The 12,415-nt window shown below is 69.4% G+C and carries 13 protein-coding genes and 1 riboswitch; of the genes, 5 read left to right on the top strand and 8 right to left on the bottom strand.

Annotated features, from left to right (window positions below; translation table 11 throughout):
• The first annotated feature begins 160 nt into the window (after positions 1 to 160).
• From RPIT_RS11775 to zupT, 4 genes are read left to right on the top strand one after another with little or no spacing between them, the layout of a single operon-like run.
• Positions 161 to 814, top strand: coding sequence for a hypothetical protein (locus RPIT_RS11775; RefSeq protein WP_143028255.1), 654 nt, complete (start codon positions 161 to 163; stop codon positions 812 to 814).
• Between the two features lie 60 nt (positions 815 to 874).
• Positions 875 to 1,339, top strand: coding sequence for a transporter substrate-binding domain-containing protein (locus RPIT_RS11770; protein WP_077343503.1), 465 nt, complete (start codon positions 875 to 877; stop codon positions 1,337 to 1,339).
• A complete protein-coding gene (locus RPIT_RS11765) occupies positions 1,336 to 2,289 on the top strand; it encodes a cation efflux transmembrane domain-containing protein (protein ID WP_077343499.1) in 954 nt (317 codons plus the stop codon). The genes RPIT_RS11770 and RPIT_RS11765 overlap by 4 nt, the downstream gene beginning before the upstream one ends.
• 27 nt (positions 2,290 to 2,316) lie before the next feature.
• Positions 2,317 to 3,123, top strand: a complete 807-nt coding sequence (gene zupT / locus RPIT_RS11760; protein ID WP_077343496.1) for a zinc transporter ZupT — start codon at positions 2,317 to 2,319, stop codon at positions 3,121 to 3,123.
• Between the two features lie 49 nt (positions 3,124 to 3,172).
• Here the strand turns inward: zupT and RPIT_RS11755 are convergent, their stop codons facing one another.
• The 6 genes from RPIT_RS11755 to RPIT_RS11730 all read right to left on the bottom strand — a co-directional run bounded on the left by RPIT_RS11755 (position 3,173) and on the right by RPIT_RS11730 (position 9,693).
• Positions 3,173 to 3,862 carry a TenA family protein gene (locus RPIT_RS11755; RefSeq protein ID WP_077343493.1) on the bottom strand — a complete coding sequence of 230 codons (690 nt, stop codon included), beginning with the start codon at positions 3,860 to 3,862 and terminating at the stop codon, positions 3,173 to 3,175.
• A gap of 1 nt (position 3,863) precedes the next feature.
• Entirely contained in the window at positions 3,864 to 4,706 is an 843-nt protein-coding gene (gene thiD, locus RPIT_RS11750; protein ID WP_077343490.1) for a bifunctional hydroxymethylpyrimidine kinase/phosphomethylpyrimidine kinase, read from the bottom strand.
• Positions 4,703 to 5,380 (bottom strand): thiamine phosphate synthase, encoded by a 678-nt coding sequence (gene thiE, locus RPIT_RS11745; protein WP_077343487.1) that lies wholly within the window; start codon positions 5,378 to 5,380, stop codon positions 4,703 to 4,705. The genes thiD and thiE overlap by 4 nt, the downstream gene beginning before the upstream one ends.
• Positions 5,380 to 6,180: a hydroxyethylthiazole kinase gene (gene thiM, locus RPIT_RS11740; RefSeq protein ID WP_077343484.1), complete on the bottom strand. Its 801-nt coding sequence runs from the start codon at positions 6,178 to 6,180 to the stop codon at positions 5,380 to 5,382. The genes thiE and thiM overlap by 1 nt, the downstream gene beginning before the upstream one ends.
• A riboswitch (TPP riboswitch) is annotated at positions 6,170 to 6,265 on the bottom strand. It overlaps the preceding gene by 11 nt.
• Before the next feature lie 31 nt (positions 6,266 to 6,296).
• Positions 6,297 to 7,004, bottom strand: coding sequence for an SDR family oxidoreductase (locus RPIT_RS11735; protein ID WP_077343480.1), 708 nt, complete (start codon positions 7,002 to 7,004; stop codon positions 6,297 to 6,299).
• A gap of 898 nt (positions 7,005 to 7,902) precedes the next feature.
• On the bottom strand, positions 7,903 to 9,693 hold the full coding sequence (locus tag RPIT_RS11730) for a glycoside hydrolase family 3 protein (RefSeq protein WP_093664934.1): 1,791 nt from the start codon (positions 9,691 to 9,693) through the stop codon (positions 7,903 to 7,905).
• Between the two features lie 152 nt (positions 9,694 to 9,845).
• Between RPIT_RS11730 and RPIT_RS11725 the strand changes: the two genes are divergently transcribed.
• Positions 9,846 to 10,418, top strand: coding sequence for a maltokinase N-terminal cap-like domain-containing protein (locus RPIT_RS11725; protein WP_077343477.1), 573 nt, complete (start codon positions 9,846 to 9,848; stop codon positions 10,416 to 10,418).
• Between the two features lie 42 nt (positions 10,419 to 10,460).
• On the opposite strand, the gene RPIT_RS11720 is transcribed toward RPIT_RS11725, so the two are convergent.
• Entirely contained in the window at positions 10,461 to 11,714 is a 1,254-nt protein-coding gene (locus RPIT_RS11720; protein ID WP_077343474.1) for a DUF2254 domain-containing protein, read from the bottom strand.
• Positions 11,715 to 11,773: 59 nt separating this feature from the next.
• The gene (locus tag RPIT_RS11715; protein WP_077343472.1) at positions 11,774 to 12,196 is read right to left on the bottom strand and encodes an HIT family protein; all 423 of its coding nucleotides are present in this window, start codon (positions 12,194 to 12,196) and stop codon (positions 11,774 to 11,776) included.
• Between the last annotated feature and the right edge of the window lie 219 nt (positions 12,197 to 12,415).

Genomic DNA, 12,415 nt, shown 5'->3' with positions numbered 1-12,415 from the left:
GGCAACGCTGGGCTGGCGGCTGGGCCGCACCTGTGCAACGCGATTGCGCGCACAATGAAGGCCATTTGTCTAGGGGTTGCACCCCTGTGCAGACGGTCTTCGAGGAGTAGAATGATGCTTGGGCGGATGCTCATGGGGGGCGCGCCCGGAGGTCACAGAGATGACTGGACAAACGGTGAGACCGCATCTCGTCGAACGTCACGATCTGGCAGCTGACGCATTCCTGTTGGCCGGCCTGATCTTCCTGATTGGCATTCTGATTCAGACCTTCGCGGTCTTCGGCTTCGACGGCGAGGCCACCCTCTCGATGTGGACCGAGCTCATCGGCATGGCGGCCATCGTCGTCGCCGTGATCGGCGCCCCGCTCGCCGTTTGGGTGCTGCACGGACACCATCTCAAGATCCGCGACGCGCTCGGCGCGCTGCTGGGCCTCGTGGTCGGTGGTGTGGCCGGCATCGCCGTGTTCTTCCTGGTGTTCCAGCTCTGGCGATTCGTCCCCGCGGTCTTTGACCGTGACCAGTACGGACCGCTCGATCTCGGCATCCTGATGGCACTGGCCGCGGCCGGCTTCCTCGTCTGGCCTGTCAAGCGCGCGATCGTGGATCTGCGAGGTGAGCGTCGGCAGGTGCGGGTCGACGGGGTCCGGATCGGCGCATTGGCCGCCCTCGTGGCGGTCGTCCTGGTGAGCGTGTTCCTGGGCCAGGCCGAGGTGGGACTGTGGCTGGTGCCCATCGGTGCCGGGGCGGCGATGGCGATCATCGGGGCCGAACTGATCGAAGGACGGCTCGCGCGAAAGTCGGTGGCGACGGTCTGACCGCATGGTCACCCCCTTCAGGGTGACTACGCAGCCGGGACGCAGGGCTAGGCTCGCGGAATGGCCAGGTTGCTGTTTCTCGCCGTGGCGGTGGCGCTCGCGCTCACCGGTTGCGGGGTCCCCCGTGATCCCGACGGCACGCTTGAGCGGGCGCGGCAGCGCGGGCACCTCATCGTGGGGGCGTCCCACTCCGAACCTGTGCTGATGGTGGACGGCGACGACGTCAGTGGCCCAGAGGCCGAGCTCATCGAACAGTTCGCGGAGAGCCAGGGCCTCTCCGTGCGGTGGGTCCCGGGCGGCGAGGAGAAGCTCGTCGGGATGATCGAACACGGCGATGTCGACCTCATCGTCGGCGGCCTGACCGCCAAGTCTCCGTGGTCCGACAAGGTCGGGCTGACCCGCCCCTGGACTGAGGACGTCGACGACTACGGCAAGCCCAGCAAGCGGGTCGTGGCGGCCCCGCTGGGGGAGAACGCCCTCATCTCCGAGGTGGAGCGGTTCTTCGATGCGAGGCGGCAGCGATGAAGACATTCGGCGCCACCACCCTGCCGGACGAACAGCGCGAGGCGCTGCACAAGGCCAAGCGGCTGGAGTGGATCTCGATCGCCTACACCGTCGTCGCCGTCGCGCTGATCTATGCGGTCATGGGCAGTTCGCAGGCCATGAAGGCGGCCTGGATCGAGGACATGTTGGCCTTCCTGCCTCCGATCGCTTTCCTCATCGCCGCGCGGGCGGCGCGCCACGACCCTGACCACGACAACCCGTACGGCAAGCACCGCGCCGTCGGGGCGGCACACCTGGCCGCAGCCGTGGCGCTGCTCGCCATGGGTCTCTTCCTCGTGGCGGACTCGGCGATGACGCTGTTCACGGCGGAGCACCCCACGATCGGCACGCTCAACATCTTCGGGTACACGGTGTGGCAGGGCTGGCTCATGATCGGCGCGCTCATCGCCACCGGCATCCCCAACGTCCTGCTGGGCAGGGCCAAGATGAAGCTCGCCGAGCCGCTCCACGACAAGGTTCTGTTCGCCGATGCGGACATGAACAAGGCGGACTGGATGACCGCGTTCGCCGCCGTCGTCGGCGTCACGGGCATCGGGCTAGGGCTGTGGTGGTTGGACTCGGCGGTTGCCATCCTCATCGGCGCCGACATCGTCAAGGACGGCTTCAGCAACCTCCGTGGCGCCACCGGGGACCTGATGGACCGCCAGGCGCGGACTCACGACGACAAGGACGAGCATCCCCTCGTCAGCGAAGTGCGCGGGGTGGTGGACGGCCTGGCATGGGTGGCGGAGGCGCAGGTGCGGATGCGCGACGAGGGCCACGTGTTCCACACGGAGGTGTTCGTCGTGCCGCACGCTGAGCCGACGCTCGAGCTGCTGGAGTCGGCGCAGAAGGTTGCGTCGTCGCTGGACTGGAAGCTCGATGATCTGGTGATCGTCCCTGTCCGGGAGCTGCCGCGCCGCGAGGAGTGAGCGACGCACGCAGCTACGCTGTCCCCGATGCTCACCGCCCTCATCGTCTCGCTTCTTGCAGGCCTCGCCACCTCGGTCGGCGGCCTGCTCGTGGTCCAGCGTCGCGAACTGGGGCGCGAGTTCCTGGCAGTCGCGCTGGCCTTCGCCGCGGGGGCGATGCTGCTGATCTCCTTCATGCAGGTGTTGCCGCTGGGCATCGACTGGATGGCCGAAAGCCACACCTTGGCGACTGCCGAGGCCCTGGTGTTCGCGGCCTTCTTCGCGGGGATCGCTCTGGTGCTGGTCATCGACCGGCTGCTGCCGGCCTCCTTGAACCCAAGCGAGATCGAGGGCCGCGAGGGCGCGATGGACTTCCACGACGCCACCCGTAACAAACGGCTGCTCCGCAGTGGTCTCCTGGTCGCACTCGTGCTTGGCCTCCACAACTTCCCCGAGGGCATGGCCACGTTCTTCACGAGCTATCACGACCCCGCCGTGGGCGTCGCCCTGGCCATCGCCGTGGCCATTCACAACGTCCCGGAAGGGATCGCCGTTGCCGCTCCCGTCTACGCGGCCACGGGATCTCGGTCCAGGGCGTTCTGGTGGGCCACCGTGTCGGGGTTGACCGAGCCGCTGGGTGCGCTGCTGGCCGCGGCGTTGGTGAGCTGGCTGGTCCCCGAGTCCGTCCTCGGGATGTTCTATGGGATGGTCGCCGGGATGATGGTCTTTCTCGCACTCGACGAGATGCTGCAGGCGTCATGGCGCTACCAGACGGCCAAGCACCAGACGATCTACGGAATGCTCGCCGGCATGGCGACGGTGGCGACCAGCCTCGTGCTCTTCGCTGCGGCCTGAGCCCGATCGTGCGCCGCGGGCCCGCGGGATGGTCGATCGGTCCCCGCGATCAGCGTGGAACCGGTGACCACCGCTCGCCCGCGTAGGAGCGCCCCCAGAAGAGCTCCTCATAGTGCGTCGCGTTGATGAAGGCGGTGAGCATCGCTTCGCGGGTCGCGTCATCGGCGGAGTCAGCCGCCTCGTCGAGCAGCGAGATTGCTCTCCTCGTGTCCGCCTGGAAGGCGGGGTCGTTGTACGCGGCCACCCATGCGCCGTAGGGGTGGTCGGCCACATGTGCGGCGCTGGACGCTAGGCGATGACCGACGTCGGCGTACACCCAGAAGCACGGCAACACCGCTGCCACCCCGACGGCGTAGGGCTCGAAGGCCGTCGCCGCGAGGAGCGAGTTGACGTAGGCGCGGGTGGTGCCCGACGCCGTCGTCGACCGCGGCAGGTCCCGCAACCGTTCGTCGCTGAGCAGCGAGGCGTGCATGGCCACCTCGGCCGCCACTGCGCCGCTGGCGCTGGTGGCCCAGAACTGAGCTGCAGCCGAATGCGGGGCGCGCGCCGCGAGCATTGCCACCGCGCGGGTGTAGCCGCGCAAGTAGACGTCGTCCTGCGCCAGATACTCGACGAAGCGCGCCGGCTCCAGCGTGCCGTCGGCCAGCTCCAGGAGAAGGGGCAGCCGGTCGATCCGCTCACGGATCTGCGCGGTGGCGGCCCAGGCCCGCTCGGAGAAAGTGCCCGTCGGCCAGTCCATCTCAGCCCTCCCGCTGATCGACGGCGTGGTCCACGGGTCCGTGGCCGGAGCCAGGGGTGCGGCTGAGTTGCCAGCTCGAGCCCGACTCCAGCGCGCGCATGAGGTAGTCGCGGGCCTGCTCGACGGCCTCGAGGCTCACCCCGCTCGCGGTGGTGTCGCCGCGCAGCGCCGCGAAGGCAGCGATCGCCGAGCTGAGCGTGCACCCCGTCCCGTGGGTGTTGCGTGTGGCAATGCGGGGTCCGGTGAGGATCGCGATCTGATCGCCGTGAGCGAAGGCGTCGGTGAGGGTGGTGTCCGTGAGGTGACCGCCCTTGACCAGCGCGGCGCGGGCGCCGGCGGCGACCAGACCCCTGGCCTGCGCGATGATCCCCTTTTCGTCCGTGGCGGGTGCGCCGCCCAGGAGCACCGCGGCCTCCGGGACGTTCGGGGTGATGATGTCGGCCAGGCGCATGAGTCGGCCGCGGACCACGGAGGTGGCATCGTCGTCGAGCAGCCGGTCGCCCGATGTCGCGACCATCACCGGATCGAGCACGACGACGCCGAAATCCTCGCGTCGCTCCTCGAGCAGGTCGGCGACCGCGGAGGCCACCGCGGCGTTGGACAGCATCCCCAGCTTGGTGGCGGCCACCGGCAGGTCGTCGAGGACCGCTGTGACCTGGGCGCGGACAAACTCCGGCTCCACCGGCCGGGCGTCGAGGACCCCCTGCGTGTTCTGCACGGTGAGGCCGGCCAGCGCGGCGGTGCCGTAGACCCCGAGCGCTGCGAACGTCTTGAGGTCGGCCTGGATGCCCGCGCCGCCGCTGGGATCGGATCCGGCGATGCTGAGGGTGACGGTGGGGTTCATCGGTGGCTCCAGAGGGCGAGTAGCTGCTCCGCGGCGTGGCGGGGATCGGGGGAGGACGTGATGGCGGACACGACGCACAGGCCGTCGACGCCAGTTTCGATCACCGAGCCCGCGTTGACCAGGTTGATGCCGCCGATGGCCAGCGTCTTGGCCGCGCCCCGTGCGGCGAGGGTCAGGCGCGCGACCCCGTCAAGGCCGAGGGCCGGTGCCGTGTCTTCCTTCGTGGGCGTGGCCCAGACCGGGGACAGACCCAGCGCGTCGGCGGTGGGGTCCGCGAGTTCGGCGGCCAGTTGCTCGTCGTCGGAGATGCTGAGCCCGATGAGGAGCCCCTCGCCGAGGACGCGGCGCGCGCGCCGGACGTCGCCGTCGTCCTGGCCCTGATGAAAGTGGAGTCCGAGATCGGCTGCGACGGAGAGGCGGTCGTTGACCACGATGGCCGCGCGCCTTCCCGTCGCGTCGTGGGCGCGTTCGTTGGCCGCGACGCACCGCACGACGAGCTCGCGGTAGGCATCGTCGGGGAGCTCCTTGTCGCGGATCTGCACCACGCCGGCGCCGCCGGCGACGGCAGCCTCCACGAATCCCGGGACCTCATCGGGTCCGCCGGAGAGCGCGGTGTCCGTGACGTAGTAGAGACGCCAATCGACTGCGTCCGCGAGCCCGGGCCGTGCCTGCATCAGGCCTCCTCGACGCTGACCAGCGTCGCGACCTCGTCGGGGGTCAGCGTGTGGAGCGCGTCGATCCACGCCACCTGGAACGACCCGGGGGCGTTGGTCTGCTGGGCTGCGCGCGACCCCGCCGCCCCGAAGAGGGCGTGGGCGGCGACGACGGCCTCGTGGGCGGAGTGCCCCGAGCCGGACACTGCGCCGAGCGCAGCGGCCACGGTCGCGCCAAGGGCGCAGCCGGTTCCGATCACGAGCGGCATCAGCGGGCTGCCGCCGCTGATCCGCGTGACGCGGCCGCCGCTGATCACCACGTCGACGGGTCCGGAGATCGCGATGACGGCGCCGGTCTGCTCGCTCAGCTCACGTCCCGCGGCCAGGGCGTCGTCGGCAGTGTCGGTGGCATCTACCCCGCGCCCACCCGCAGAAGCCCCTGCGAGGCCGAGGATCTCTGACGCGTTGGCGCGAATGGCGGCGGGGCGGTGAGCGAGCAGATCGCGGGCCAGTTGGGTGCGGACCGGCAGGGCGCCCACGGCCACCGGATCGAGCACCCACGGAGTCCCCTCGCGCTCGGCGGCGGCGGCCGCGAGGCGCATGGCCCGGTGCTGCTCCGCCGATCCGTTGCCGACGTTGATGAGGAGCGCCGACGCCACCCCGGCGAAGATCTCTGCCTCCTCCGGCAGGTCGATCATCGCGGGGGCGGCGCCCACGGCCAGCAGGACGTTGGCGGTGATCTGCGGCACCACGGTGTTCGTCATGCAGTGGACGAGCGGCGTGCGGCTCCGCACGGCGGTGAGGATGGGGGAAACGGTCATGATGGCTCCCTTCGCTAGCACAACCTAGATCAGGTACTGCGGGTGTGTTCTCAGCCCCTCCGTCAGGGCACCCCGGCTCCACGAAGACTAGCAGGGCCGTCGTGAGCGACCGCCAGTCAGGTCACCAGGTCCGTACGCCCTTCCCGAAGCGGAGCGACCGGCGAACCGGCCGCGACGCGCTCGAGGCTGACGAGGACGTCCTCCAGAGCGACGGCGCCGTCCCGGAACCGCAACGTGAGCCCGGCTGTGCTCATCCGGGGCAGCACCGCGGCGATCAGGTGCGCGACGTTGGCCCGGGAGGTGGCGCCGTGGGTCACGTGGTCGCCGACGTCGAACTTGCGGGTGGCCTCCTCCTCGGTCAGCTGTCCGGGCGCGAGGATGGTCCACTGCAGCGGTGACGAGCGGAGGTGGTCGTCGGCGGCCGCCTTCGCGACAGCGTAGTGATGGAAGGGATTGTCCTGCGGCACCTCGTCGCGCCCAGAGCCGACGTAGGACACCATGATGAAGCGCGGGATGCCGCGGGCTGCGGCGGCATCGATGCTGCGGATCGCGGCGTCGCGGTCGACGGCATACGTGCGCTCAGGGTTGCCTCCGCCGGCACCGGCGGACCAGACGACGGCCTCGCTGCCGTCCAGCACCTCGCCGAGGGCGTCGGTATCCAGGGTCTCGACATCGGCGACGACGCAGTGGGCGCCCGTCTCCTCGACATCGCTCCGGTGGTCCTCGTTGCGCACCACCGACCTCACCTGGTGCCCCGATTCGCTGAGCATGGCTGCAGTGAGCAGTGCGATCTTGCCGTGTCCGCCGATGATGGTGATCTTCATGGCTTCGACGCTACCCGAGGTCGCCGGGCGTCGCCGGTCTTCGCAGAGGGCGGTCCGTGAGCTTGTCGTCCTCGTTCCCTGAGCTTGTCGAAGGGTTGCGGCCGTGACTGTGGTCGCCGCCCTGGTGGTCGGGGGCGGCGGTAGGGAGCGGGGCCGTGACCCTTCGACGGACGGGCTGCTCGCTGCGCTCGCTGGCCCTGCTCAGGGATCAACCCAGGTCCCTGAGCTTGTCCCTCCGTGTTCCCTGAGCTTGTCCCTCCGTGTTCCCTGAGCTTGTCGAAGGGTTGCGGCCTGGGCTGTGGTCGCCGCCCTTGTGGTCGGGGGCGGTGGTAGGGAGCGAGGTCGTTACCCTTCGACGGACGTTCCTCGCGCAGGCGCTCGTCACTGCTCAGGGACCACCCTTCGACGGACGGGCTGCTCGCTGCGCTCGCTGGCCCTGCTCAGGGATCAACCAAGGTCCCTGAGCATGTCCCTCCGTGTTCCCTGAGCTTGTCCCTCCGTGTTCCCTGAGCTTGTCGAAGGGTTACGGCCGTGACTGTGGTCGCCGCCCTGGTGGTCGGGGGCGGCGGTAGGGAGCGGGGCCGCCACCCTTCGACGGACGGGCTGCTCGCTGCGCTCGCCGGCCCTGCTCAGGGATCAACCCAGGTCCCTGAGCTTGTCCCTCCGTGTTCCCTGAGCTTGTCGAAGGGTTGCGGCCTGGGCTGTGGTCGCCGCCCTGGTGGTCGGGGGCGGCGGTAGGCCGCGGGCCGTAACCCTTCGACGGACGCTCGCTCGTTCCTCGCGAGCTGCTCAGGGACCGCCCTTCGACGGACGCTCACTCGTTCCTCGCGAGCTGCTCAGGGACCGATTCGACGGGCGCTCGCTCGTTCCTCGCAAGCTGCTCAGGGATCAGCGTCTCCTAGTAGCTGAGGCCGTAGCCGAAGGGGTGGAGGACGCCGCCGTCGGGATCCGGGATGTCCACCGGCAGCTTGCCTGTCGGGTTCACCTCGCCGGTGATGACGCGCACCAGGGCGCCCGTCGTTACCGGGGAGTAGGAGTAGGTGGCGATCTCGGCGGAGGCCTCGTAGTACGCGACGTCGTACGGGTTACGCACGGCCACCGCGACGACGGGCTTGCCCGTGGCGACGAGGGCGTGGACGAGTCGGGCCAGGGTCGCCTGTCGGCTGGAAACCTGATGGGTGAGCACCACGACCAGGTCGGAGGTCTCGGCAGCCGCGACGGCTGTGGCGATCTGGGCGGCGGTGGGACTCGTGTAGTTGAGCCGCGTGGTGGTCGCGCCGGCGGCGTCGAGCGCAGCCTTGACGTTGGCCGTCGTCGACACACCCCAGCCGGTGACGAGCACGCTCTTGCCGTCGACGGACATCGGCAGCGTGCCGTCGTTGTTGATCAGCGTGACTGTGCGGTCGGTGATGGCATCGGCAATGGCGAGATGCTCGGGCGCGCCGACGATGTCGTCGACGGCCGCCTGGTCGCACAGCGGCGCGGAGATGATACCGCGGCGGTGCTTCATCCGCAGGATGCGCTCGACCTTCTCGTCGATGAACTTCTCGCTCAGACGGCCGCTCCTGACGGCCTCGAGGATCGCGTCGCGGGCCAGGAGAGGCGCCGGGGACATCAGCAGGATGTCGACCCCGGCCTCGAGGGCGCGGACGGCCACTTCCTCGTCGCCGTACTTCTCCCGGACGCCGGCCATATCGAGGGCGTCGGTGATGATGACGCCGTCAAAGCCGAGCTCCTCGCGGAGCACGCCCGTCAGGATGGGCTTGGAGAGCGAGGCGGGGTCACCCGAGTCGTCCAGCGCCGGCATCAGCAGGTGCGCGGTCATGATCATGTCGACCCCGGCGTCGATCGCTGCCTTGAACGGCGGTGCGTCGAGCTGCTCCCACTCGTCACGGCTGTGGGTGATGAGCGGTAGTCCGTAGTGGGAGTCGACGGCGGTGTCGCCGTGGCCGGGGAAGTGCTTGGCCGAGGCCGAGACGTTGCCGTCCTCCTGGTAGCCGCGCACCTGGGTGGCCACCATCTCGGCGGCCAGGTGGGGGTCGGAGCTGAAGGACCGGACACCGATCACCGGGTTGTCGGGGTTGACGTTGACGTCGGCGACGGGGGCGAAGTTGGTATTGATGCCGACGGCGCGCAGCTCCTCACCGGTGATGGCCGCCGCGGTGCGGGCGTCGTCCACGGAGCGGCCGGCGCCGAGCGCCATGGAGCCCGGGAACTGGGTGGCGGGCGGGCCGAAGCGGGTGACGATTCCCTGCTCCTGGTCGGTCGCGATGATGAGCGGCACTCCGGTCTTGGTGCCAACCGGCTTGCCCTTACCGCGGGTGGTGCGGGTCTCCATCGCGGCCCGCTGGAGTCCGTTGGTCAGCTCGCAGACGCCCTCTGGGCCGTTGGCGTAGCTGTTGGTCCAGGCGAAGTAGATGACGCCGCCGAGGTGCAGCTCGCGGATGACGTCGGCCGCCTTCGCGATGCCGAATCTCTCTGCGTTCCTCGCGTCGTCCGCGTTGGGGTCGGTGCCGTAGACCGGTTGGACCTGCAGTTGGCCGACCTTCTCTTCCAGGATCATTCGCGCAACCGTTGAGCGAACGAATCCCGTCACGTTGGCGCGCGCGGGGACGACCCCCGCGACCGCGCTGGCGGCGAGGGCTCCGGCGCCCATGCCGATGAGTTGACGACGGGTGAAGTTGGGCATTATGTGCTCCCTTCTCGGTGCGCCCGTCCAGACGCACCTGGCCAGCTTCGCACTGCGAATCGCATTTGGCTAGGCCTTCGGCGGAATAGTCGTCGAAGTACAGCTCATCTCCCACGGAGCCACTAGCGTGGTGGGTGACCCGAGGAGGAACGATGAGCGGCGCCGCCGAAGTGCATCCCAACGCAACGCTGACCCCCACCAAGATCGAACTTCTGCAGCGCTGGCTGCCGACCCAGGACTGGTTCCGGGGCGACGCCGAACGGGTGCGGCAAGCGACGCGATTCAGGCTCGTCGACCCCGACGGGGCGGTGGGCCTGGACGCGATCATCGCGGCGGCAGGGGAGGCCGCCTATTTCGTTCCGCTCACCTGGCGCGACGCCCCGCTGGAGGGGGCCACGCTGGTCGGCACCCTCGAGCACTCCGAGCTCGGCACCAGGTACGGGTACGACGCCACGACCGACCCTGTGTTCCGTACCGAGGTCGAGCGGGTGATCAGGGAGGCCGACTCGCACTCCGAGATCCACGACCAGGCCGGCAACGCGCTCCCGCTCGACTCAACGGCATCGGGGAGCGGGGTGGTTGGTGAGCCAGCCGGTGAGATATTGGACTTCGTCCGGGTCCTCGACCGGGCCGCCGACGTACCCATCGACGCCGTCGGCACGCTGACCGTGGCCTGGACCGACGACGAGGGCCCCCGCAGCGACGTCGTGGCGCTGCTGCGCTGAGCCGGGCCCGCCTCGAGGCGGAGGGCCGGCCAGGGCCGGGGGTCAGTCGGCGTAGCTGGCGACGGTCTCGCGGAGGGCGTCGATGCTGCCCTGGTAGCGGGGGAGGGCGCAGGAGTCGAGGTCGTCGAGCATCAGCTGCAACCGCCTCAGCACCGGAGGAATGTCGCGGGCGAAGTGCGCGAGCTCCTGGACGCTCAAGGTGAGCAGCGTCTCGACGTCGGAGCCCTGGGCGACCACGCGGACCACGCCGTCGTCGTCGGCGATGTACGGGCTCGGCACAACCCGCTGCACGATGACGCGGAGCAGCCTGTGAAGCTCGTTGATGACCTGGTTCGCCGTGGTCGGGTCGTTGGTGCCGGGGGACAGGGCGCGGTCGCCGATGTCGACGAGCTGTCGGAAGCCGAAGGAGACGTCCTGCCGGGTGGTCCGCTCCGTCGCCAGGCGCATCGCGGAGGCGAGTCTCGACTGGGCATCCTCGTCCCACCCTTCGCCCCAGAAGGTCGCAAGAGGCTGGCCGTGGGTGACGAACGCGCCCAGCGACCTCTCCAGCACGATGACCCCTTCAAGCTCCCCGGCCAGCCTGACGAGCTCTGGCAGGTCGATCTCGTCCAGGTGACCGTGGCGTTCGCCGACCTGGATCCTGGTGGAGGGGGTGCCCGCCGTGGGCGACCAGGTGGGGCCGGCCCCGCCGTTCTCGTCCTGTCCGGGGAGTACGCGCTCGATCAGCCGCAGTGTGCGGTCGCCGATCCTTGAGATCACCTTGCTGACCTGGATGGACTCGGTGATGTGGCGCACGAACGCGAGGAAGAGACCGACGCAGCCGATGGCCATGAGGAACGCAAAGGTCACCGACACCCGCGGCACGAAGCCGGACGAGTCGTCGGTCTCGTTCAGGATCGCCCGCAACGCGATGAGCGAGAAGACGAACGTGGCGATGAACATGCCGAAGGTGGCCTGCACCACCCGGCTCTCGAGGAACGAGCCCAGGATCCGCGGGGTGAAGCTGCTGGAGGCCAGCTGCAGGACGACCATCGTGATGGAGAACACGACGCCGACGGTGGAGATGGTGGCCGACGCGATGGTCGTCAGCGCGCCCCGTGCGGCGTCCGCACCTCCCGGGAACACCCAGAACATCCAGCCCCGTAGCTCCTTGTCCAGCTCGGGCAGCACCAACGCCATCGCCAGCGCGCCCAGCGTCATAGCGACGGGCAGCACCCAGAACGGTTGCCACATCCGGTCCCAGAGGGTCGCCTGCTCGATGGCGTTGACGGAGCCGCGAGATCGTGAGGTAGCCATACCTGATCTTGGCACGACGCCGGGGGTGCGCGGGCCGCCGCGTCTCGGGTTGGCGACGGCTACCTAGTCAGTGCTGCGCGCAGACGAGCCGCGTACTCGGCCGCCTCCGTCTCCGCGTACCGGGTCCTGGGCCAGAAGAAGCCGCGGAGACCGTCGCCCCTGGTCCTGGGCACCACGTGGACGTGGAGGTGGGGGACGGATTGGCTCACCACCGTGTTGATGGCCGTGAAGCTCCCTTGCGCACCGAGAGCCTCCTCCATCGCGTTGGCGACGCGCTGCACGACGCCGAACAGGGGCGAAATGAGTTCGGCCGGGAGGTCCAGAAGAGTGTCGACGTGGGTGATCGGGCAGACCAGCACGTGTCCCTTGAAGACCGGTCGATGGTCGAGGAACGCGATGACGGTGTCATCTCGGTAGACGACGTCGGCGTCTACGGCCCCCGCGACGACGCCGCACACCACATCGCGATCCCCGGGGTCCATCGCCCAAGTGTGACAAGGTTCACGGTCAAAAATCCATAGGCGTTGGACCGGCGTTCGCCAGCCGTCCTGCTGAGCGAGTCCCCGTGTCCCCTGAGCTTGTCGAGTCCCGTGCTCCCTGAGCTTGTCGAGTCCCGTGCTCCCTGAGCTTGTCGAGTCCCGTGCTCCCTGAGCTTGTCGAAGGGTAACGGCCGTGCAGGTGGCCGCCGCCCCTGCGGCAAC

The sequence above is a fragment of the Tessaracoccus flavus genome (assembly GCF_001997295.1).
Lineage (GTDB): Bacteria > Actinomycetota > Actinomycetes > Propionibacteriales > Propionibacteriaceae > Arachnia > Arachnia flava.
This window is presented reverse-complemented; position numbering and strand designations above follow the sequence as displayed.